The 22,368-nt window shown below is 55.7% G+C and carries 16 protein-coding genes and 3 pseudogenes; 6 read left to right on the top strand and 13 right to left on the bottom strand.

Annotation, left to right across the window (positions count from 1 at the left end; genetic code table 11):
• Positions 1-269 precede the first annotated feature (269 nt).
• Both SOPEG_RS07035 and uvrA read right to left on the bottom strand, forming a co-directional pair.
• Positions 270-1,479 (bottom strand): annotated as a pseudogene (locus tag SOPEG_RS07035) (IS256-like element ISSoEn2 family transposase).
• Positions 1,480-1,592: 113 nt separating this feature from the next.
• Positions 1,593-4,436, bottom strand: coding sequence for an excinuclease ABC subunit UvrA (gene uvrA, locus SOPEG_RS07040; protein WP_025244814.1), 2,844 nt, complete (start codon positions 4,434-4,436; stop codon positions 1,593-1,595).
• Between the two features lie 244 nt (positions 4,437-4,680).
• On the opposite strand from uvrA, the gene ssb1 reads away from it, so the two are divergent.
• Positions 4,681-5,217, top strand: a complete 537-nt coding sequence (ssb1, locus tag SOPEG_RS07045) for a single-stranded DNA-binding protein SSB1 (RefSeq protein ID WP_025244815.1) — start codon at positions 4,681-4,683, stop codon at positions 5,215-5,217.
• 824 nt (positions 5,218-6,041) lie between these two features.
• On the opposite strand, the gene SOPEG_RS07050 is transcribed toward ssb1, so the two are convergent.
• The 6 genes from SOPEG_RS07050 to SOPEG_RS07070 all read right to left on the bottom strand — a co-directional run bounded on the left by SOPEG_RS07050 (position 6,042) and on the right by SOPEG_RS07070 (position 11,148).
• On the bottom strand, positions 6,042-6,965 hold the full coding sequence (locus SOPEG_RS07050) for an IS5-like element ISSoEn1 family transposase (protein ID WP_025243926.1): 924 nt from the start codon (positions 6,963-6,965) through the stop codon (positions 6,042-6,044).
• A 60-nt stretch (positions 6,966-7,025) separates the two neighbouring features.
• Positions 7,026-7,919 (bottom strand): hypothetical protein, encoded by an 894-nt coding sequence (locus tag SOPEG_RS07055; protein ID WP_148297012.1) that lies wholly within the window; start codon positions 7,917-7,919, stop codon positions 7,026-7,028.
• Between the two features lie 659 nt (positions 7,920-8,578).
• Complete coding sequence (locus tag SOPEG_RS07060; RefSeq protein ID WP_081742946.1) at positions 8,579-9,568, bottom strand: LLM class flavin-dependent oxidoreductase; 990 nt, start codon at positions 9,566-9,568, stop codon at positions 8,579-8,581.
• A 113-nt stretch (positions 9,569-9,681) separates the two neighbouring features.
• Positions 9,682-10,170 carry an OsmC family protein gene (locus SOPEG_RS07065; protein WP_200867868.1) on the bottom strand — a complete coding sequence of 163 codons (489 nt, stop codon included), beginning with the start codon at positions 10,168-10,170 and terminating at the stop codon, positions 9,682-9,684.
• Between the two features lie 44 nt (positions 10,171-10,214).
• Entirely contained in the window at positions 10,215-10,367 is a 153-nt protein-coding gene (locus SOPEG_RS28200) for a hypothetical protein (protein ID WP_158382334.1), read from the bottom strand.
• A gap of 40 nt (positions 10,368-10,407) precedes the next feature.
• Positions 10,408-11,148, bottom strand: coding sequence for a PhnD/SsuA/transferrin family substrate-binding protein (locus tag SOPEG_RS07070; protein WP_158382336.1), 741 nt, complete (start codon positions 11,146-11,148; stop codon positions 10,408-10,410).
• Between the two features lie 389 nt (positions 11,149-11,537).
• Here SOPEG_RS07070 and SOPEG_RS07075 point away from each other — a divergent pair, with 389 nt between their 5' ends.
• A complete protein-coding gene (locus SOPEG_RS07075) occupies positions 11,538-11,948 on the top strand; it encodes a hypothetical protein (protein WP_038468409.1) in 411 nt (136 codons plus the stop codon).
• A gap of 295 nt (positions 11,949-12,243) precedes the next feature.
• Here SOPEG_RS07075 and SOPEG_RS22600 read toward each other — a convergent pair whose 3' ends face one another.
• From SOPEG_RS22600 to istA, 5 genes and pseudogenes are all read right to left on the bottom strand, one after another.
• A complete protein-coding gene (locus SOPEG_RS22600) occupies positions 12,244-12,504 on the bottom strand; it encodes a LysR substrate-binding domain-containing protein (RefSeq protein WP_025244819.1) in 261 nt (86 codons plus the stop codon).
• 177 nt (positions 12,505-12,681) lie between these two features.
• Positions 12,682-13,889: pseudogene (locus SOPEG_RS07085) on the bottom strand (IS256 family transposase).
• Positions 13,890-13,949: 60 nt separating this feature from the next.
• Entirely contained in the window at positions 13,950-14,441 is a 492-nt protein-coding gene (locus SOPEG_RS07095) for a LysR substrate-binding domain-containing protein (RefSeq protein ID WP_025244822.1), read from the bottom strand.
• An 80-nt stretch (positions 14,442-14,521) separates the two neighbouring features.
• Positions 14,522-15,271 (bottom strand): IS21-like element ISSoEn3 family helper ATPase IstB, encoded by a 750-nt coding sequence (gene istB / locus SOPEG_RS07100; protein ID WP_025244823.1) that lies wholly within the window; start codon positions 15,269-15,271, stop codon positions 14,522-14,524.
• 11 nt (positions 15,272-15,282) lie between these two features.
• Positions 15,283-16,833: an IS21-like element ISSoEn3 family transposase gene (gene istA / locus SOPEG_RS07105; RefSeq protein WP_081743105.1), complete on the bottom strand. Its 1,551-nt coding sequence runs from the start codon at positions 16,831-16,833 to the stop codon at positions 15,283-15,285.
• Between the two features lie 28 nt (positions 16,834-16,861).
• Between istA and SOPEG_RS27240 the strand changes: the two genes are divergently transcribed.
• The 4 genes and pseudogenes from SOPEG_RS27240 (at position 16,862) to SOPEG_RS07120 (ending at position 22,358) form a co-directional block, all read left to right on the top strand.
• The gene (locus tag SOPEG_RS27240) at positions 16,862-17,056 is read left to right on the top strand and encodes a hypothetical protein (RefSeq protein WP_148297013.1); all 195 of its coding nucleotides are present in this window, start codon (positions 16,862-16,864) and stop codon (positions 17,054-17,056) included.
• A 122-nt stretch (positions 17,057-17,178) separates the two neighbouring features.
• Positions 17,179-17,937: an SDR family NAD(P)-dependent oxidoreductase gene (locus SOPEG_RS07110; protein ID WP_025244825.1), complete on the top strand. Its 759-nt coding sequence runs from the start codon at positions 17,179-17,181 to the stop codon at positions 17,935-17,937.
• A gap of 282 nt (positions 17,938-18,219) precedes the next feature.
• A pseudogene (locus SOPEG_RS07115) lies at positions 18,220-20,460 on the top strand (TonB-dependent receptor).
• Positions 20,461-20,711: 251 nt separating this feature from the next.
• Positions 20,712-22,358, top strand: coding sequence for a Na+/H+ antiporter (locus tag SOPEG_RS07120; RefSeq protein WP_025244826.1), 1,647 nt, complete (start codon positions 20,712-20,714; stop codon positions 22,356-22,358).
• Positions 22,359-22,368 lie beyond the last annotated feature (10 nt).

Raw genomic sequence — 22,368 nt, forward strand, 5'->3', positions numbered from 1 at the left:
CCAAACGCTGAATATCTGACGCGGCGCTGCCTGTTCGCAGCGGAATACCCGCGCGCCGTGACGTGCGATGACACCTGCGTGCCGTGAGGCATAGCGGCGGCCTGGCACGGTATTAACAAAAAGACGCCTTTAAACTTTTAGGCACCAATGCGCCAATGGGTCCGCGGCCAAAGCGTCAATGCGCCGACGGATCCAGCGCCAAAGCGCCAAAGCGCCAGACGTTAGCGGAGATCGCGAGCCCGTACCGGATTCTGTGTAAATGCCTTTTCTCAGACGTGACCGTCCAGGCGGTCACCGAACTCAATAATAAAGCGGCTCATTGCCATGCGCCAGCCCCTCAAAGGCATTGTCCATTTCTGTGAGGCCGCCTGTATCGCCAGCCACACCACCTTTTTCACTGCGTCGTCGGTCGGGAATACCTTGCGCTTTTTGATGGCATGCCGGATCACGCTGTTTAACGACTCGATGGCGTTGGTCGTGTAGATCACCTTGCGGATGTCCGTTGGGTAGGCAAAGAATGTGGCCAGATTGGCCCAGTTTGCCTGCCAGCTTCGACTTATTTGCGGGTAGCGGATGTCCCAGGCACTGGAGAACGCTTCCAGCGCCTGCAAGCCGGCTTCTTCCGTAGGGGCCTGATAGATAGCTTTCAGGTCGCGGGTGACAGCCTTGTAGTCCTTCCAGGAGACGAACCGCAGGCTGTTGCGCACCATATGCACGATACACAGCTGGAGCCGCGCCTCCGGATACACCGTGTTAATAGCGTTATGGAAACCTTTCAGCCCGTCTACGCAGGCTATAAGGATATCGTTCAGGCCGCGGTTTTTCAGCTCTGTCAGCACGTTCAGCCAGAACTTTGCGCCTTCCATTTTCGGCCAGCCACATACCTAGCAACTCTTTCTGGCCTTCGATGTTGATGCCCAGCGCCAGGAACACAGATTTGTTGATGATGCGGCTGTCCTGCCGGACTTTTAGAACGATACAGTCAAGATAAACAATGGGATAGACTGCATCCAGAGGCCGGTTTTGCCATTCGACAACCTGCTCCATGACCGCATCGGTGACCTTTGAGACCAGCGCCGGCGAGACATCGGCGTCATACAGCTCTTTGAACGCGGCGGCGATCTCGCGGGTGGTCATCCCTTTAGCGTACAACGATAAAATCTGGTTATCCATCCCGGTAATCCGGGTCTGGTTCTTCTTCACCAGTTGCGGTTCAAAGGAACCGTCACGATCGCGCGGAGTACGCAGCGCCAGCGGGCCATCGCCAGTGGTAACGGTTTTTGTGGAATAGCCGTTGCAGGCGTTGGTCCCCGGTTTAGGCTGATTTTTATCGTAGCCAAGGTGATGGGTCATTTCGGCATTGAGAGCTGCTTCGACGCTGATTTTTTTCAGCAGCCGATCGAAGTGACTGAGATCTTCAGGGGTTTTGAGATTTTTGGCCAGTTCGTTAGCCAGAGCCTGCAACTGTTTTTCGTCCATAAATTAACCTGTTTTTGATGTTGGATTGAACATATCAAAATCAGGCAAATACACAAATTTCTAAACAGGCTCGAGGTCGCGAGGCACTTTCTTCCCACCTATCCGGCCGCTCCCTAAGCTTTTTGCAACGCTCGCTCGAGAATGGGACGCAGGAAGCGCGCCGTATGGGACGCTTTACAGACCGCCACCGTTTCCGGCGTGCCGGCGACCAGAATTTCACCGCCGCCGTTACCGCCTTCCGGGCCAAGATCGACGATCCAATCGGCGGTCTTAATCACGTCCAGGTTATGCTCGATCACCACGATGGTATTGCCCTGATCCCGCAACTGATGCAGCACCGCCAGCAATTGCTGAATATCGGCGAAGTGTAGGCCGGTCGTCGGCTCGTCGAGGATATACAGCGTTTGGCCGGTGCCACGCTTGGACAGTTCGCGCGCCAGCTTTACCCGCTGCGCCTCGCCGCCGGATAGCGTGGTGGCGGATTGCCCTAAGCGAATATAGGACAGACCGACATCTATCAGCGTTTGCAGTTTGCGCGCCAGGGCGGGAACAGCGTCGAAAAACTCGCGCGCTTCCTCGATGGTCATCTCCAGCACCTGGTGGATATTCTTGCCCTTATATTTCACTTCCAGGGTTTCACGGTTGTAGCGCTGGCCCTTGCAATGATCGCAGGGCACATAAATATCCGGCAGGAAGTGCATTTCCACCTTGATGACGCCATCGCCCTGGCAAGCTTCGCAGCGCCCGCCGCGCACGTTGAAGCTGAAACGGCCGGGCGTATAACCGCGGGCGCGGGATTCCGGCACGCCGGCGAACAATTCGCGCACCGGCGTAAACACGCCCGTGTAGGTCGCGGGATTGGAGCGCGGCGTCCGGCCGATAGGGCTCTGATCGATATCAATGACTTTATCGAAATGTTCCAGGCCCTGCACTTCGCGATAGGGCGCCACTTCGGTAGTGGTCGCGCCGTTGAGCTGGCGCTGCGCTACCGGGAACAGCGTGTCGTTGATAAGCGTGGATTTGCCCGAGCCGGAAACGCCGGTGATGCAGGTAAATAGCCCCACCGGCAGGGTCAGCGTCACGTCCTTAAGGTTATTGCCGCGCGCGCCGACCAGCTTCAATACCCGGGTGGGGTCCGCCAGAATGCGCGCCTGCGGAATGGCGATTTCCTGCTTGCCGCTGAGAAACTGGCCGGTCAGCGACGCCGGATGGGCCATGATCTCCTCGGCGGTGCCTTCGGCCACCACCTCTCCGCCGTGAACGCCGGCGCCCGGGCCGATATCGATAATATGATCGGCGGCGCGAATAGCGTCCTCGTCGTGCTCCACCACGATCACCGTATTGCCGAGATCGCGTAGATGCACTAAGGTTTCCAGTAATCGCTCGTTATCGCGCTGATGCAAACCGATGGAGGGTTCATCCAGCACATACATCACGCCCACCAGGCCGGCGCCAATCTGGCTGGCCAAACGGATGCGCTGCGCCTCGCCGCCGGAAAGCGTTTCCGCCGAACGCGACAGGGAAAGGTAGTTCAGACCGACGTTGACCAGAAACTTCAGCCGATCGCAGATCTCTTTTAATACTTTTTCAGCGATCTTGGCGCGCTGACCACTCAGTTTCATCTCGTCGAAAAATGCCAGCGCATGGCCGATGCCCATCTCGGAAATTTCCGGCAGGGTGGTGTGCTCCACGAAGACGTGGCGGGCTTCGCGCCGCAGACGGGTCCCACCGCAGGTGGCGCAGGGGCGGTTGCTGATATATTTGGCTAGCTCTTCGCGCACCGCGGTGGACTCGGTTTCCTTATAGCGGCGCTCCATGTTCGGCAGTACCCCTTCAAACGGATGGCGCCGCACCGAGGTGTCGCCGCGATCGTTAATATATTTGAATTCGATGTTTTCCTTGCCGGATCCGAAAAAAATTATTTGCTGAACCGTCGGACTCAGCGCATGGAACGGCGCCTCAACGTCGAACTTATAGTGTTCGGCCAACGAGCACAGCATCTGGAAATAATAGAAGTTGCGCCGATCCCAGCCGCGAATGGCGCCGCCCGCCAGGGAGATGTCCTGATTTTGCAATACCTGGTCGGGGTCGAAGTACTGCTGCACGCCGAGCCCGTCGCAGGTGGGGCAGGCGCCGGCCGGGTTGTTGAAGGAGAAAAGCCGGGGTTCCAGCTCGGGCATGCTATAGCCGCAGATCGGGCAGGCGAAGTTGGCGGAAAACAGCAATTCTTCCGCTTTTTCGTCATCCATATCCGCCACTACCGCGGTACCACCCGAGAGACCGAGTGCGGTTTCAAAAGATTCCGCCAGGCGCTGGGCGAGATCCTCTCGCACTTTGAAACGATCGACCACGACTTCGATGGTATGTTTTTTTTGCAGCTCGAGTTTCGGCGGATCCGACAAATCGCAGACCTCCCCGTCGATACGCGCCCGGATATAGCCTTGCGCCGCCAAATTTTCCAGCGTTTTGCTGTGCTCCCCCTTGCGCTCTTTCACGATGGGCGCCAGGAGCATCAGCCGTTTGCCTTCCGGCTGCGACAGCACATTATCCACCATCTGGCTAACGGTCTGCGCCGCCAGCGGAACATCATGATCCGGGCAGCGCGGCTCGCCGACGCGGGCGTACAACAGACGCAGATAATCGTGGATTTCGGTGATCGTGCCCACCGTCGAGCGCGGATTATGGGACGTGGATTTTTGCTCAATCGAAATGGCGGGCGACAGCCCTTCGATATGATCCACATCCGGTTTTTCCATCAACGACAGAAACTGCCGGGCATAGGCAGAAAGCGATTCCACATAGCGACGCTGACCCTCGGCATAGAGCGTATCGAACGCCAGCGATGATTTTCCCGAGCCTGATAAGCCGGTAATTACTATCAATTTATCGCGGGGTATCACCAGACTGATGTTTTTCAGGTTATGGGTACGAGCACCACGAACTTCAATCTTATCCATTCAACTAATCCCAACACCGGATGAACGAGGGCGGCCTGTGCGGTTGACAAAACCGCTGCGGCGCGAAACGGTCAATTATGGCACAAAAAAAGCTGAATGAATATCCAGTATTGATTGTAACAAATAATTCTGCTTCACCCGGTTTTTCGATGCGCAGTCCAAGTTTCTAAACATGTTCTTTAAGCGTTGGCAATGGTAAACTTGAGCGATTAAACTTAGTCATTCATCTTATCAGGAGACCCCCATGGCCAGCAGAGGCGTTAATAAAGTGATTCTAGTCGGAAACCTGGGCCAGGATCCGGAAGTCCGCCATATGCCTAACGGTGGTGCGGTAGCCAACATCACCCTGGCCACCTCTGAGAGCTGGCGCGACAAGCAGACCGGCGAGACCAAGGAGAAAACGGAATGGCACCGCGTGGTGCTGTTTGGCAAGCTGGCCGAGGTGGCGGGTGAATATTTGCGTAAGGGCTCCCAGGTGTATATCGAGGGATCGCTACAGACCCGCAAATGGCAAGATCAGAGCGGCCAGGATCGATACACCACCGAGGTGGTGGTCAATATCGGCGGCACCATGCAAATGCTTGGCGGTCGACAGGGCGGCGTGGCGGGCGGTAACGCCGGTGGCGCGCAGCAGGGTGGCTGGGGGCAGCCTCAGCAGCCGCAGGGCAATAACGCGCAGTTCAGCGGCGGCAACGCGCCGGCGGCGCGCCCCGCGCAGAACTCAGCGCCTGCGCCCAGCAACGAACCGCCGATGGACTTCGATGACGATATTCCGTTCTAAGGCTAACCTTAGACAACATTGTCAATGATGCGCAAAAAAACCTCCTATACCAGGAGGTTTTTTGTTTTAACTCGATGCTGAAGACGTTAACGGTAATGGCATAATTCAATGAATAGCATATCCTTTATTTTCGCGTCCACTATTTCATGTATTATCTAAAATAACGGTACGACATCAGCCTATTTGCGCTGGATAGCGGGAATGTTGCTGCCGAAAAATGGATCGGCTGCTTCCTATTCAATAACCATCATAACAATAAGGTTTAGCGTCCTATTCTGTGCGGCAATGTTCTCAGACTATGATAAGCAAAACGACAATAGTGGCGCCATCATTAACTTTCGCATCACGTTGCAACGCTTTATATACTGTCGGTTAAAATAAAACGCCTCCTTGAATGCTTATCACCAAGCAGCACGCTATATAAGCATGACCATTGAGCTGACTCATATTCAGAAATGCATCCCATGCCCCTAACGCGCTGCCTTGACAGAGGGTGAGTAAACGACATTACAACCCCAGAATACATTATCGGGAATGCTTACTTTGTTGAGGCGTTTTCACCATTTTCGCCAATGTGGATTTGGTGGGTTTCATGTAATTTGGCAATCGGCTTTCGGCGACAATCAGCTTATTGCGCGGCGAGCGAGTAATACGAGCCGTGTTATTGCTTGATGTATTGCTGGCGTTGGTCTGCGGATCTAACGAGGCTTGATGGGGCTGTGCTGGTGGCACAACAATCCTGGCCCCTTTTCTTTTGACGTTGACCGGCGCTTTGTTGAATAAATCCGAAATTTGTGACGACTTCCTCCCTATCAGGGCGATTGTTACATGATGCGGACGCTGTTTGGCATTCCTAACAACGTGATCCGATTAAGCGCTTTGACCATTGCCATAGCCTCACCTACCTGCGCGTCATAGTCATGCAGACTCAGATGACCACCCAGAAGTGTTTTAAACCGGAACATGGCCGTTTCAGCCAGTGAACGCCGGTGATAACCTACTTTCTTTTTCCAGGTATCGTTATTGCCGCTCAGATGCTGATTTGCCACCGCATGGTTACGCTCATGGTATCGAGCTGGCCAATATTGCGCACCACTTCGCGGTGGGATAAGCGGCTTTATTTTTTTCCTCAGCAGAGCATCATGACAGTAACGCGTATCGTAAGCACTGTCAGCCGACGCTTCCCTGATTTTCCGGTGGGTTTGGTTAATCAGCCCGGGCAGCGCCTGCGCATCTGTCGTACCGCTTAGCGATAAATCGGCACAGATAATTTCATGTGTCGCGCTATCTACTGCCAGATGAAGCTTGCGCCATACTCTGCGTCTCTCAGCCCCATGCTGCCTGACTTTCCATTCGCCTTCGCCGAAGATTTTCAGGCCGGTGCCATCGATGACCAGGTGTGAGATTTCGCCGCGGGTTGGCGTTTTTATGCTGATGTCGACGGTTTTTGCTCGCCGGCTGACCAGAGAGTAATCTGGGCAGCGCAGCGACAGCCCCATCAGTTTAAAAATCGCGTCAACGAAACCCTGTAACGCCCGGAGCGAAAGGTTAAACACGCGCTTTATCATCAGAACCGTGGTAATGGCCATATCGGTGTAGTGAAGCGGCCGGCCACGATGTTCAGGGGGTGTACTCTCAGTCCATGCAGCAATGGCTGACTCATCAAGCCATACTGTCATGTCCCCCCGCTGCCTGAGCGCATTGTTGTATGCGGGCCAGTTGGTGATTTTAAACTTTTGCTTTGCCATGGGGACCTGATGTTGAAACGAATGTAGTGATCAGAGCCGCCAGTCACCTAAAAGTTCGATTTATTCAACAAAGCCGTTGACCGGCTGAAGCGGTGGCGCTGAAGAGACGCTGGGCATCGCCGTGCTCTCAAACCGGCTCTGTGGGGTTGCCTGGGGACCGTCGGTCAGACGCGAGGAGTGTTGATTGTTGTCCCGGGATCTGATGCGTTGGCTGAACTCCGCCCTGGTGGCGTGATTTTTTTCCGCTAATGTTTGCAATGTTGCGCTTGTCGCTACAGCTTGATGTTGCATCGCCCGTATTTTTTTGCCGTTCTCCTCTAAACGCATCAATACATCGGTAACTTTAACGATGTTGGCCGTTAAATTAGCCCTTGTCTGTTGTGTATTCTCGCCGGTAGCGGTCATAGGCAATAGCGCCTTTGACTCTAGACGCTGATGTTGATGCAGATCTTTGGCCTGAGGTGGAATGCGTTCTTCCTGCGTTGGTGTACCAGTCTCGTTTGTGGTGGTATTAGCGAGCGAAGAAGGGGTATGCGTTACTGCGTTAAGAAGAGGGTGCGTGGACCATTTGATGGGTGACGGCGTGTCGTCAGTATTCAGCAACGTTTTAGCAAATTCAATGTTAGCGGTGGTATTGGCCTTGAATCTATCAACCGCAGGTGAGGTTTCCGCGAGGGGTTGGCTATTATATTGGAGGGCATTTTTGGCCAGCGGCAAGGCTTTATCTTGGTTAACCGCCGCGCCTGCGCCTTTCGGCGTTGACGCTATGATATTTAACGTGCCGGTGGAGCGATAAATACTGGTTTTCAACACGGCATTCGCATTATTGCCGCACCAATAAGGTTGAAATAATGTCCCATGCCGGTTGATTACTGGTGATGTTTGATTTACCTCGCGGCTTACGCTGTTATGAGCAGAATGAACTGGCTTATGAAGAGAAGTTATGCATGTCATAAATTTACCTTTTTTAAATTAACTAATCTATGAAGGATAGGAAATACTTGCAAAGCAGGGTGGCCGATATATTGACGTAGACCCAATAAATCCTTGCCGCCAATAGTTTCTTCAGACGATTTTATTTATTACTAATTCGTCTCTTATTTGGTTTTTTTATTCAGTGAGTCCAAGGAGTTTAATGATTCTAGAGGGGTATTCTATAAAATTTCGATACCGTGATAACTTGGCCTTTGCATTTCAATACACGTTGCAGCCCTTGTATAAATGATGGCCTATACTCGCGCACGCGTGGAATCTATCGATGAACTCACTATGATGAAGGTGTTTGATTCCGAAAACTGTCCACGAGATTAAACTACCGCATTGCAAAAGGAATGAAGGGTGGATTATTACGAATTCATCTCCCAGTCGCAGGCTGTAAACGGGTGAGGGATGAAATCTCTTGGCGCCGCAGGTGAGCGAATTGCGTTTTAGTCACGCAGAAACGACTTGATGATCGTTGGCGCAGAGACAATGTGGTAGAACCGGTGCTTTTGCCCGCGTTTTGACGATAGCAGCCGGGTCTGATACGCGGGTCAGCAACCCGCTGCTGATGACGTTCGCCACCGCCTTTGGCAATAATTAGCGTCGTTTTCGCCCTGACCAAACTTAGCCGGTTACGATAACGCCTCCTCAGCTGCCGCCACGCGCGCGCGCAATAATGGGATAAGTTGCTCCCCATAGCGGCGCGCGTCTTCGGCGATATCCCAGCCGCGCAGATACCAGGCGGAAACCCCCAACTGGCGGTAGCGTAAAAACGCTTCCGCGACTTGCTCCGCCGTACCGACCAGGGCGGTGGTAGATCCGCCCACTTTCAGTACGCGGGCATATTTCATCCATAATCGTTCGTCATAGATATCGCGCCAGGCAGCAAGTTCGTTAAGCTGTCGTGCGCTGGCGGATTGCTGCATATCCAATTTGAAATCGGCAGGCTGGTCCGCTTTCGTTCCCAACTGCTTCAGCGCCTGCTGATAAAGGTGTTCCGCTTTCTCCCACGCCAGTTTTTCACTGTCTTCCACAATCGCGCGCTGCGAAATGGAAAATTGCAGCTGGCGACCCTGAGCGGCGGCACGTTGCTGCAATGCGGCAATTTTTTGCGCCGTCTCCGCCAGCGGTTCGCCCCACAGCATATGCAGATCCGCATAACGAGCCGATAAATCCAGCGCCTCCTCCGACGTGCCGGCAAAGGATAAACCGATGCTGCCGTGCGCCAGCGGTTGCGCCAGCGACCAGACCTCGCGCAGTTGAAAATAGTCGCCCTGGTAATCGAAGGGCGCCGCCGCGCGCCAGGTCTGGCGCAAGATGTCCAGATATTCGGCGCAGCGATCGTAGCGTCTGGCATAATCGATTTGATCGCCGTCCCGTCGCTGGTCTTTTTCGCTACCGCCCGTTACCACATGTAGCGTCACGCGGCCGCGCCCCGCTAGCCGCTCAAGCGTGATGGCCTGGCGGGCGACATAAGTGGGTAGTGCGGTACCGGGTCTTTCGGCGATACAGACGCCTAGCCGTTCCGTTTGCGCGGCAATATGGGCGGCCAACAGCCAGGCGTTTGGCCGCCAGGCGTCGTGGCCTATCAGAACGCTGTCAAAGCCCGCCCGCTCGTGAATGCGGGCTCATTCGCTTATCCACGGCAGATCGATCTCGGCGGCGCGGCGTGCTTCCGGTTGTTCACTGAAGGCGTTGTGGGGGACATGACCAATAATGTTAAACGCCATAGCGATCAGCCTTCAGCCTGGATGCGCTGCACGGCGCCGGTAATTGTTTGGGGCCGTATGAGAAAATCATAAATCGGACAGGTTTTTTCCACCGCCGCCAGCACGGCGGCCAACTGCTCGTCGCTGGCGGGGGACGATACCTGTACGGTATAGCGCAAATTTTGCGGCCATACCGGCAAGTGCGCGAACGCTTCCTGAGTGGCGCGATGGTCGATTTCCGCCGTAACGTTTACCGACAAGGCATCCAGCGGCACCGACTGCAGCGCCGCCTGCGTCAGGTAGACATGGGTGAGGCAACTGCCCAATACGCCGAGCTGCACTTCCTGCGAGCCGGGACCGAGGCCGTAGCCTGCCAGCTCCGGCGAGCTGTCGAGAATAATTTGATGATCCTTGATACGGATACGGCGCACGCCGCTGCGGCCTTCAGCCGTCACCTGCGCGGAAATCGTGCTGGGCTGACTGCCGTCTGCGCTGATTTTTTTGCGCCAGGCCAACATTTTTTCGCGTTTAACCTGTAGGTATTCACGTAAACCGGACATTATTTTTTCTCCTGGAGCCGTTGCTGCAAAAAGGCGGCGTAGCGCGCATCAAAGACGGGGCTGACGTCGGTGGCATGGTCAATGATCCCGAGCCGATAAAAGTTATCGGCGATAGTTTGTACCGCCTTTTCAAGGCCGGCGTCGATCGGCACGAATTGTCCACCTACGCGGGAAGCGGCCAGACGCGCTACGTCACAGGGCTGATATTGGCCTCTTTCGCTTGGCAGCTCCGCCCACCGTTGCGGGTGCGCGCGTAGCCAGGCGGTCGCGCGGTAGCTGCGCAAATAAGAAGTCTTGCAACGCTTGGGATTTTCCTTTGTCTGCCAGGGTCTTCTGCGAGGCAAACTGCAAACCGAGGCTAAAGGTGCGCGGTGTGGTAAGAATGCGGGCGCCGAAGGTTTTCTCGGCGATGGCCGCGTTCGGATCCCAAATGCCCCAGGCAGCAACTCGACCTTGCGTCAGCGCGGCCAATCCTTCCGCCGGCGCCAGATAGCTCAACTGCACATCGTCGGCGGACAGGCCGTGATCCTGTAGGATGGACAGCAGGCTGTTGTGGAATCCTGAGCCGCGATAGACGGCGATTTTTTTCCCTTTCAGCTGCTCGACGGTGGTTATAGGAGAGTCTTTTGCTACCAGAAGCGCGCCAAACAGACCCTTTTCACTGGCCGCCACGACTTTGGCATCGCGCTGATTATAGGCGAGAAACACGGCGGGGGTGTCGCCGCCCCAAAAGGTGTCGATCGAATCCGCCAGCAAGGCATCCATCGCCGGCGGCGCGGCGTCGAAATTTACCCATTGCACGGTGTAAGGTAAGTGTTGGTCTTCGCCGGAAGCTTTGAACCACAAATCCTGGCCCAGACGGCTGACGACGCCGACGCGCAATACGGTCTGTGACTCTTTGGCCAACGGCGCGGCGGCGGAGGCGGACGTCATGCAAAGCAGACTTATCCATAATGGCCATGTGGCCCGCCAGCAGATTTTAAAGCGTAAATAAGCCGATAACAACATGGAACGCGTCCCCTGTGAAAGCGTTCACTCTAACCAGGCCGCACATTGATAACAAACAACTTTTTTGCGCACGCTTAGCGAATAATGTGCTTTAACAACGCTCGGATGAAACTGCGGCCTGGCGCTTGTTCACCCCGGCGGCTGTTGCGCCAATGGAGGCAATCGCGACACGCTTATCGCGCCGCGGTCAATAACGAGGGATTGCCAGGCGGGAGGGGCCGCAACGTTTATTAAGGCACTCATCTACCCGGTTACGCTATGCGGCGCTGCTTGTGCGGCAGGGAAGGCGCGCTCTGCCTAAGCAGGCCGCCGCGGTGGCCATTAACTTTATCTTCTGGATCGTTATGGAATCACGTATCGGGCCCTTTTGGCCAATGATAGTATTAACGCTGGCATTGCCGGCCGGCGCCCAGTCAGCCACTGATTCGCAGGGTGAAATGACCGCCGCAGGAGAGACTCCCGATGCTGTGGCGTCCGCACCGGCTGACGACGTTGGCGCCACGCAAACGACTCATACCCCCGCCGCGCCGCAAGAATCTGCCGCCGTGCCACAGAAAAATGCCGTTACCGCCGCGGAGAGCCTTTATTGGCTCAACGTGCAGGGCAAACGCTTTGTCGCGCTCACTATCGCGAAAGACGGCTCGGGACGCATCACTTTGCCCTGCGAGACACAGGCTTATCCGGTCGCCTATGATGCTGCGCTGTCGGCGCAGCTGAGTCCTTAATATTTCCTGGCGGATTACCTGAGCCGCAATTAATCTGCATCTGGCATCTGGCATCTGGCATCTGGCATCTGGCATCTGGCATTAGGCATTAGGCATTAGGCATTAGCGTTAAGCATTAGGCGTTATGCATTAGCCATTGCGCGTCAGGGGGTTTGACGCGCTAAGGCCAGCCGGAAACGGCGCGGATTTAGACGACGTGGGTCGGTGCGTTTCGTTTTGCCCGGCGCGCCTTGGCGGGGGATCCTCCAATGGCGGGCGGCGGCCGTGGCGTTTGCGGTCCTCTCGACATGCCGGTTCAACCAGGAAATACCCCTGGGGTAATCAGGTCCGCCAGCCAATCCATAAACATCTTTACCCGCGGGGGCAGATGGCGACGGTGGGCATAAAGTAGCGTGATATCCATGGGCAGCGGCCGGTAATCGGGCAATATCTCCACCAGTTGACCGGTGGTGAAAAGGTCAACATAACGGGCGACGGGAACCTGAATAATTCCCAGTCCGCGCAGGCAGGCCGCTTCATAGGCATCGGCATTATTCACCGTGACCCGGACGGGCATTTGGCGGCTGACACTGCGGCCCTATTGCTGATAGACAAATCCCGCCGATTGCGACCCCAAAACTTGGACATAATCTATCAAGACATGATGATCCAGGTCGGCAGGGGTGGCGGGTATGCCATGGGCCTGCAAGTAGACCGGACGACCCTGTACACGATTTTGTGTAAATGCCTTTTCTCAGAAGTGACCGTCCAGGCGGTCACCGAACTCGATAATAAAGCGGCTCATTGCCATGCGCCAGTCCCTCAAAGGCATTGTCCATTTCTGTGAGGCCGCCTGTATCGCCAGCCACACCGCCTTTTTCACTGCGTCGTCGGTCGGGAACACCTTGCGTTTTTTGATGGCATGCCGGATCACGCTGTTTAACGACTCGATGGCGTTGGTCGTGTAGATCACCTTGCGGATGTCCGTTGGGTAGGCAAAGAACGTGGCCAGATTGGCCCAGTTTGCCTGCCAGCTTCGACTTATTTGCGGGTAGCGGATGTCCCAGGCACTGGAGAACGCTTCCAGCGCCTGCAAGCCGGCTTCTTCCGTAGGGGCCTGATAGATAGCTTTCAGGTCGCGGGTGACGGCCTTGTAGTCCTTCCAGGAGACGAACCGCAGGCTGTTGCGCACCATATGCACGATACACAGCTGGAGCCGCGCCTCCGGATACACCGAGTTAATAGCGTCAGGGAAACCTTTCAGCCCGTCTACGCAGGCGATAAGGATATCGTTCAGGCCGCGGTTTTTCAGCTCTGTCAGCACGTTCAGCCAGAACTTTGCGCCTTCATTTTCGGCCAGCCACATACCTAGCAACTCTTTCTGGCCTTCGATGTTGATGCCCAGCGCCAGGAACACAGATTTGTTGATGATGCGGCTGTCCTGCCGGACTTTTAGAACGATACAGTCAAGATAAACAATGAGATAGATTGCATCCAGAGGCCGGTTTTGCCATTCGACAACCTGCTCCATGACCGCATCGGTGACCTTTGAGACCAGCGCCGGCGAGACATCGGCGTCATACAGCTCTTTGAACGCAGCGGCGATCTCGCGGGTGGTCATCCCTTTGGCGTACAACGATAAAATCTGGTTATCCATCCCGGTAATCCGGGTCTGGTTCTTCTTCACCAGTTGCGGTTCAAAGGAACCGTCACGATCGCGCGGAATACGCAGCGCCAGCGGGCCATCGCCAGTGGTAACGGTTTTTGTGGAATAGCCGTTGCGGGCGTTGGTCCCCGGTTTAGGCTGATTTTTATCGTAGCCGAGGTGATGGGTCATTTCGGCATTGAGAGTTGCTTCGACGCTGATTTTTTCAGCAGCCGATCGAAGTGACTGAGATCTTCAGGGGTTTTGAGATTTTTGGCCAGTTCGTTAGCCAGAGCCTGCAACTGTTTTTCGTCCATAAATTAACCTGTTTTTGATGTTGGATTGAACATATCAAAATCAGGCAAATACACAAATTTCTAAACAGGCTCGGCCGGACTGGCGCAATTGACCATGCGCAGTTTTCCCAGGCGGCGCGCTACCAGGTTGGTGTCGTTTAACTGGCCGATGCGCACCACGCAATCGAAACCCTCGCGCACTACATCCACCCGTCTGTCGGTGCAACTTATTTCCACCTGGATAGCCGGATGCGCCTGTAAAAACTCCCCCAGGCGCGGGAAGACTTCCAGTCGGGCAAAGGCAGTGGGCATGTCGACGCGCAGCCTGCCGGCCAACACCGGTCCCTGCTGGCGGAACAAGCCGTCCAGTTCATCCATCGAGGCCAGTACGTCCCGCGCGCGTTCATACAGGACCAGGCCGTCCTGCGTCGGCGTCACCCGGCGAATGGTGCGGTGCAGCAATCGGGCGCCCATCACGCTCTCCAGCGTTTGGATGTGCTCGGACATGGTTGATTTAGGCAGATCTAGACTGTTGCAGATTCCGACGTATCCGATCAGCTGTTCCGGCGACATCCGATCAGTTATTCCGATATTTTCCGATCACCCATTCCAGTGATATTCGATCACGTGTTCGCTCATCTTCTGACTCGGGTTTAGTCTATTTTTCCTGTGCTGGCTACTCCTTGCTCTTTGCGTAGTGATTCGCCTTTAAGTTCCAGTCTATAGCTGGGGTGTACTAATCGATCGAGTAACGCGTCAGCTGTCGTGGGGTTTTCTATCAGTCCATACCATTTTTTCACCGGCAGTTGACTGATCAGGATGCTGCTGCTTTTGTCGTAGCGATCTTCCATCACCTCCAACAGCATCGTTGCCTGCATCGGACTTATTGATTCTAGGCCCACGTCGTCCAAGATCAGTAACTCTATTTTTTCTAACTGCTTAAGCTGTTTTAGATAGGTCCTGTCTACCTGACACTGGTGAAGATGGGCCAGCAACCAACCCACTCGCCAGTAACACACGCTATATTGCTGCCGGCATGCCTGCTCACCAAGCGCACAACTGAGCCAGGTTTTGCCCGTACCTGTCGGCCCCGTGATGAGTATGCTTTTTTGATATTTCAGATATTGTCCCCCTAGCAGATCTCGCATCTGTTCCGGTGTCACTCCTCGGCTAGGGATATAGCGGATATCTTCCGGTTTTGCCTGCAAGCGCATTTGCGATTGCCGTCGCAGACGGCATATGTGGTTGTTTTTTCTATGCAAATTTTTCTCTTCTACCATCAGCGACAACCGCTCCTCGAACCCCAGCTCCCCATAACTCCCCGGGAGTTCGCGTTGCGTCTCCAACGCCTGGACCATTGCCGACAACTTCAGCTCTCGCAGAGCCATTAACAGTGTATCCATATTTATTCTCCTTAGTGATAACTGTCCGGACCTCGGAGGTTTTCGTGAACCAGCATTGATACGCCGGCTCCGTCCTGGGTGACCTCACTTTCACGACCGTGTTTCAATACGTTGGCTATGAAAGAGCGGTTAATGCACCCTTTCTCCAACGCCAGCGCGCAGGCCTTCTCCAATCGCGTCGTCTCATAGCGCCGTTGCAGATTGAGTAGCCCCAGCACGGAGCGGTAAGCCTGCTCCGGATGGGCTTTGCTCTTTTGGATGGACTCGACCACTTTCAGTGTGCACACACCCACCGACAGCGCCCAATTGCACAGCCTTTCCGGCGTCCACTGACTCTGCCCCTTATGGTTAGCCGGCATGTGCGCCGCCTGAGTCGTGTGCCTATAGGCGTTATCGCTGCGAGGGTGCGTAGCCACGCAGACGCCCTTATGGTGGATTTGCACCAGCCGTTGGGTGGCGATGACGTCAACGCGCTCGCCAACCAGCGGATGCGGCACCGAGTACCAGTTTTTGCCGTAGTCTATGTGGTAATCAGGTCCCACTCGGGCAACGAGATACTCACTGTATTCCCATTGTGTGGGCGGTAGAGGCCCAAGAGCCGGTTTGTCCAGCTGCTCGAAGCGTTCAAGGCGACTTTGTCCGCCGTAATGACGCATCGGGTGCAGATTCAACTCATGATTGAGTTCTCGTATCACCTGGTTGAGTTCGGCCAGCGAGTAGAACCTACGTTTACGCAACCGGGCCAAAACCCAGCGTTCTACCAGCTGCACAGTTGATTCTGCCTTCGCCTTGTCTTTCGGTTTTCTCGGGCGCGCCGGTAGCACCACTGTCTCATAGTGATTTGCCAGCGCCTGGTAGCTCTGGTTTATGACCGGCTCATAGCGGTCAGGGGTGCTGACAGCGCTGCGCAGATTATCAGGTATCATCAGCTCCGGAACCCCACCCATGAAGTGCAGGCAGCGGCTATTGGCGTTGAGCCACGATGCCATGTCCTGGTCTTCGCAGGCTTCGATATACGCATAGCCTGACACGCCCATGGCAGCGACGAAGATAGCGACCTGGCGTACGCTACCGGTCGCAGGGTTGACGATAGGTACGGTGGGGCCACAGAAGTCGATGAAGAGCTTTTCGCCAGCCTTGTGCTCCATGCGCATGGAACGCCGCTGCTTCTTTTTCCAGTCACGGAACAGTGCACAAAACTGTGAGTAACCGAGGGCATCACCGCCCACGGCGGACTGATATTCCATCCAGAGCAACTGCTTGGTCATGCCCTTGCGGCTTAACTCGGTATCGATATCAAGCCAGCTGGGTAAGGTATTGATAACTTTTCCGGATTTGCCGGGATAGAGCAGGCGGTCGAGGTCGACGGGGGACAGTTCCGCCGGCAATGGCCAGACCAGGTTAGCTACCGTGAATCGGCCGAGGATATCGTGCACGGTAGTACAGCCTATGCCGAGCGCTGCTGCGATAGTGCGATTCGAGCGACGCTGCTCGAATTTCATACGTAACACATTAATATAGATGCACATTTCCGTTCTCGCTTTCTTCTTTTTACGTGCCATGCCCCCGGAAGCTAAAAGTCTCCAGAGTATGGCGGAACAGAAGATGAGCGATCGGACAGAATCGGAATCGCTGATCGGGCGACCGGAATCAGTGATCGGATGTGACCGGAACCAGCAACTGTTGCCCGCCTGGGTAAAACTTGCCAGCTCGACAACCCGCACAAAGCTTTGCAGCAGCGCCAGTTTGTTCATCATCGCTTCCTTGATTGTTAGCTTTTATTGAACAGTATTTCCGGTTTAACGCTCTTTATCCCTTTCGCTCCGGTCAATATTCTTAGTAATACAGTCGCTGTTCTGCGTCAACCGGCGCAGGGTTATTCGATCGCAAGCCATAGGAGTTTTGCTATGAGTCGTCCCATTGCATTAATCACCGGCGCCAGCCGCGGATTGGGCTACAACGCCGCTATTCATCTTGCCGTTGCCGGTTTCGATATTATTGGCACTTATCACTCCCGGGCAGAGGAAGCGCAGGCGCAGGTAAAGGAAATTGAATGGAGCGGGGGCTGGGCGGCCATGTTGCAACTTGATACCGAGGAGAGCAGCCGCTTTGCCGATTTCGTCAGCGATTTGCAGCAGGTGCTGAACGATAAATTTAGCCAGACACAGTTTCACCATTTGGTGAACAATGCCGGGATTGGCATTCATGCCGAGTTTGCCGCGACCGACGAAGCGCAGTTCGATCAATTGATGAGCATTAATGTCAAAGGCCCGTTCTTCCTCACCCAGGCATTACTGCCGCTGCTGGCCGACGGCGGCAGTATTTTAAATATGTCGAGCGGGCTTACGCGGTTCACTACGCCCGGCTTTGCCGTCTATGCCGCGACAAAAGGGACGATGGAAGTATTGACCCGTTATCAGGCCAAAGAGCTGGGCAGCCGCGGGATACGGGTTAATATTCTCGCGCCCGGCGCGATCGAGTCGGATTTCGCCGGCGGCACGGTGCGCGACAATAAACAGGTGAATCAGGTCATCGCCGAAAATACCGTCCTGGGACGGGTGGGACTGCCGGATGATATCGGCACGGCGGTCGTGGCGCTGCTGAGCGATAATTGCCACTGGATGACCGCTCAGCGCGTTGAGGCGTCCGGCGGAATGTACCTTTAACCCGTTGCGGCCCAGGCACCGGCGTAGGGGCGTCAAGCGCCGAGGGCGGGCGGCGACTGACGGTATCATGTCGCCCGCGGGCCGGAGGCCCTAACGATGGCGAAGGAAGCGCCGTGCGCCTGCTCAGACCCTCTTTACGCTTTTTTAACGACGCGCCTCTCCCCCCAGTAAAACTTTTCATTAAAAATAGTTAATAAGCTCTTGCAAAATTGACCTGAATTTACATAATCACTAACTCTTATAATAATTATTATTATTCACATTTAACCGGGTAAAAAGTATATGTACAGCGCGCGTCTCGCTTTTCCTGCGGCCAAGATTTCTTCGCCGCGCCTGTTGGCGTTAGTGATTAGCGCCAGCTGCGGCTCTTTCGCCGTACCGGCCTTTGCCGCCACCACTGCAACGACATCCACGGCAGCGACCACCTCCGCCACCGCGACCTCGGCAACAACCGGCGGCGCTGCGTCCGCTGCTGCGACCGGTAACGGCACGGAAACCATTACCGTTGTGGCAAAACCGGACAACGGCTTTACCCCCGGCGGCGATCGGCTGGTGCCGGCCTATTTGGATGGCCAGATCGCCAACGGCGGCCGGTTGGGCCGGTTGGGCGAACAGTCGACACAAGATGTGCCGTTTAACGTGGTCGGCTATACCTCCAAGCTGATGCAGGATCAGCAGACCCGCTCTCTGAGCGATGTGTTGCGTAACGATGCATCGGTACAGACCACCTACGGCTACGGTAATACCCAAGAGTCGTACCGGGTGCGTGGTTTTGATCTTTACAGCGAAGATATCGCCTACGGCGGTCTCTATGGCGTGTTGCCGCGCCAATTTGTGGCCACCGAGCTGGCGGAACGCGTCGAGTTACTTAAAGGCTCCAGCGCGTTCCTGAACGGCGTTCCTCCCGGCGGTACCGGCGTGGGGGGTACCGTAAACATCGAACCGAAACGCGCCGGCGACGAGCCGCTGAACCGCGTCTCCGTCGACTACACCTCGAAATCTCAGGTTGGCGGCGCCTTTGACGTCGCGCGCCGCTTTGGCGATAACATCCAATGGGGCGTACGGGTCAGCGGCGTGCATCGCGAAGGCGAGACGGCGGTGGATGAGCAGAAACGCCGTCTGACGCTGGGCACCATTGGCCTGGATTACCGCGGTGACCGTTTCCGCGCCTCGCTGGATGCGGGCGCCGAGAAACAAACGGTTCACGGCGCCCGTTCGGTGGTGTACACCTCCGGTATGGATAAGATCCTCAAGGCGCCCTCCGCCACCACCAACTACGGAAAGAAGTGGGCGTTTACCAACACTGAAAGCCAGTTTGGCGCGCTGCGCGGCGAATACGATCTGACCAATGACTGGATGGTTTATGGCGGGATCGGGGGTAATCATATCCATGAATACGGCTCTTAACTCCTCGCCGACGCCTTATAATGATGACGGCGACGCGACCATAGGCCAGATGCGGGTTCCCTATTTTTCCGACAGCTTCTCCAGCCAGGCGGGCATTCGCGGAAAATTCGATACCGGCTTTATCGATCATAGCGTCAACCTAGGTTACTCCAGCAGCTACCGCCGCGTACGTACGGCCTATCAAATGTCGTCCAGCAACATCACCACCAATATCTACGATCCAAGCTATTCCGATGAGCCGACGGACGCGACCTATGCGGGCGGCAAAATGAGCAACCCTGGCGTCACCAACCGGACCTACAACAGCGGTGTGAGTCTGTCGGATACGCTTTCGATGCTTGATGACCGCGTCAAAGTGATTGCCGGTCTGCGTCGTCAGAGCGTGAATGTCACTAACTACGCCTATACCGGCGAGCAGTCCGCTAAATTTGAGCGCACCAAGTTGACGCCGGCCTATGGCCTGGTGGTGAAGCCCTGGGAACACATCTCCCTGTATGCTAACCATATCGAAGCGCTGCAGGCAGGCGAAACCGCCGGCAGCACCTATAACTCCGGCACCGTGGTCAACGGCGGCCAGGTGACCGGCATTGAAACGTCCAAGCAAAACGAAGTGGGAGTAAAAGCGGATTACAGCCGTATCGCCGGCTCGCTGGCGGTGTTTGAAATCAAAAAACCGGTCGCGGTATTGAGCTGAATCTGTTCGGCGAACCGGTAATCGGCGTGCGCCTGAACGGCAGCGCCACCTGGATGGATCCGGAGTTGACCAAAACCCAGGACGGCGCCAACGATGGCAACGACGCCATCGGCGTACCGCGCTATCAGTTCGTCTTGGGCGGCAAATGGGATCTGCCGTGGCTCAGCGGCGGCGTCGCCACCGGCCGTGTGATCCGTACCGGGTCACAGTATGTTGATGAAGCCAACGACCTGAAAGCCAGCGGCTGGACCCGCCTGGATTTGGGCATGCGTTACGACATGCAACTGCCGAAAAACAATATCGTCTGGCGCGCCAACGTGGAAAACGTCACCAACGAAAACTACTGGGCTTCCGCCAGCGATGGCTACCTGACTCAGGGCGATCCGCGCTCGCTGAAACTCTCCATGACCATGGACTTCTAAGCGCCACGCGGCTGGCGCTTGTCTCCCAGAGATACAGACGCACCGGCAAGCCGGTGCGTTTTTTTGCCCTACCGGCGGCGGCGGCGCGGCCGCCGCCCCACTCGGTTAAAAATTCCGTTACGCCGGCCGATAGTTGATAACGGCTTTTTAACTGCCGGGAAAATGATCTACTATCATCGGGGTTCGCGTTTGCGGGGAGATTTTCTCGCGCGTCCTGTACATTGCCGCAAAAGTTAGAGACTAAGGAAAGCATGGAAATCTTTTTTACGATTCTTATCCTCACCCTTATCGTGTCCCTATCCGGGGTAGTGACACGTATTCTACCGTTTCAAATTCCGCTGCCCTTGATGCAAATCGCACTCGGCGCGCTGCTCGCCTGGCCCAAATTCGGGCTGCACGTCGATTTCAATCCCGAGCTCTTCCTGGTGCTGTTCATCCCGCCGCTGCTGTTTTCCGACGGCTGGAAGACGCCGACGCGCGAATTTTTGCGTCACGGCGGCGAGATAGTGGCGCTGGCGCTGGTATTGGTCATTATCACGGTAGTGGGAATTGGTTATCTGATTTATTGGATGGTGCCGGGCATCCCGCTGGTGGCGGCGCTGGCGCTGGCGGCGGTGTTATCGCCCACCGACGCGGTGGCGCTGTCGGGCATCGTCGGCGAAGGCCGTATCCCGAAAAAGCTGATGGACATTTTGCAGGGCGAGGCGTTGATGAACGACGCTTCCGGTCTGGTGTCGCTCAAGTTCGCCATTGCGGTCGCGATGGGGACGATGGTGTTTTCCGTCGGCGGCGCTTCGCTTGAGTTTGTCAAAGTGGCGGCAGGCGGTCTGCTGGCCGGCGTGGCGGTGACGTGGGGATACAGCAAGTCCCTGCGGCTTATCACTCGCTGGAGCGGCGGCGACGCCGCGACGCAGACAGTGCTGCTGCTGTTGCTGCCGTTCGCCGCCTATTTGATTGCCGAACATATCGGCGTTTCTGGCATCCTGGCCGCGGTGGCATCAGGTATGACCATCGGCCAGTCGGGCATAATACGCAACGCGCCGCTGGCGATGCGCCTGCGCGGCAATAGCGTCTGGGCGATGCTGGAGTTTGTGTTCAACGGCATGGTGTTTATTATGCTCGGGCTACAGCTGCCCGACATTCTTGAGACCTCCATCACCCAGGCTGAATTGGATCCCACTATCCAAACCTGGATGCTGTTTACCGATGTGATCCTTATCTACGCCGCGCTGATGGTACTGCGTTTCGGCTGGCTGTGGCTGATGAAACGCATCAGTTTACGCTTTATGACCAAGCGGCCGATGGTCTTCGGCGACTATAGCACCCGCGAGATTCTGATATCGTCTTTCGCCGGCGTGCGCGGCGCCATCACGCTTGCGGGTGTGCTGTCGATCCCCCTTCTGCTCAGCGACGGTTCGGCGTTTCCCTCGCGCTATCAGCTGGTGTTTATCGCCACCGGCGTGATTCTGTTTTCCCTGATCTGCGGCGTAATTGTTTTGCCGCTGTTGTTGCGCGGTATTCAGGTGTCCGACAAGGCGCAGCACCGCCAGGAAGAACGCATGGCGCGCGCGGCGGCGGCGGAAGTGGCCATTGAAAGCCTGCATAAAATGGAAGAGCGGCTGGCCAATAGCCAGGAAGAGAATATCGACGCTCAGATCCTAAATGAAGTTAGCGCCCGGGTTATCGGCAATCTACGCCGCCGGATTGACGGCAATGACGACGCGGACAGCGCGCTGCTGATTGAAAATCTGGAACGGCGCATGAGGCTGAATGCGCTGCGCGCCGAGCGCGGTGAATATTATCATTTACGCGCGCAGCAAAAAATCAGCAATGAAACGCTGATGAAGTTGCTGCACGATTTAGATCTGCTGGAAGCGCTGCTGGTAGAGCACGAATAAGCCGCGCGGT

The organism is Candidatus Sodalis pierantonius str. SOPE (assembly GCF_000517405.1).
Taxonomy (GTDB): Bacteria; Pseudomonadota; Gammaproteobacteria; order Enterobacterales; family Enterobacteriaceae; genus Sodalis_C; species Sodalis_C pierantonii.

Bases quoted from the DNA above. Each gene is read 5' to 3' on its own strand.
- uvrA (WP_025244814.1), bottom strand. From the start codon at position 4,436: ATGGATAAGATTGAAGTTCGTGGTGCTCGTACCCATAACCTGAAAAAC.
- ssb1 (WP_025244815.1), top strand. From the start codon at position 4,681: ATGGCCAGCAGAGGCGTTAATAAAGTGATTCTAGTCGGAAACCTGGGC.
- SOPEG_RS07050 (WP_025243926.1), bottom strand. From the start codon at position 6,965: ATGGCAAAGCAAAAGTTTAAAATCACCAACTGGCCCGCATACAACAAT.
- SOPEG_RS07055 (WP_148297012.1), bottom strand. From the start codon at position 7,919: ATGACATGCATAACTTCTCTTCATAAGCCAGTTCATTCTGCTCATAAC.
- SOPEG_RS07070 (WP_158382336.1), bottom strand. From the start codon at position 11,148: ATGACGTCCGCCTCCGCCGCCGCGCCGTTGGCCAAAGAGTCACAGACC.
- SOPEG_RS22600 (WP_025244819.1), bottom strand. From the start codon at position 12,504: ATGCCCGTCCGGGTCACGGTGAATAATGCCGATGCCTATGAAGCGGCC.
- SOPEG_RS07095 (WP_025244822.1), bottom strand. From the start codon at position 14,441: ATGTCGCCGGAACAGCTGATCGGATACGTCGGAATCTGCAACAGTCTA.
- istB (WP_025244823.1), bottom strand. From the start codon at position 15,271: ATGGATACACTGTTAATGGCTCTGCGAGAGCTGAAGTTGTCGGCAATG.
- istA (WP_081743105.1), bottom strand. From the start codon at position 16,833: ATGGCACGTAAAAAGAAGAAAGCGAGAACGGAAATGTGCATCTATATT.
- SOPEG_RS27240 (WP_148297013.1), top strand. From the start codon at position 16,862: ATGGCGGAACAGAAGATGAGCGATCGGACAGAATCGGAATCGCTGATC.
- SOPEG_RS07110 (WP_025244825.1), top strand. From the start codon at position 17,179: ATGAGTCGTCCCATTGCATTAATCACCGGCGCCAGCCGCGGATTGGGC.
- SOPEG_RS07120 (WP_025244826.1), top strand. From the start codon at position 20,712: ATGGAAATCTTTTTTACGATTCTTATCCTCACCCTTATCGTGTCCCTA.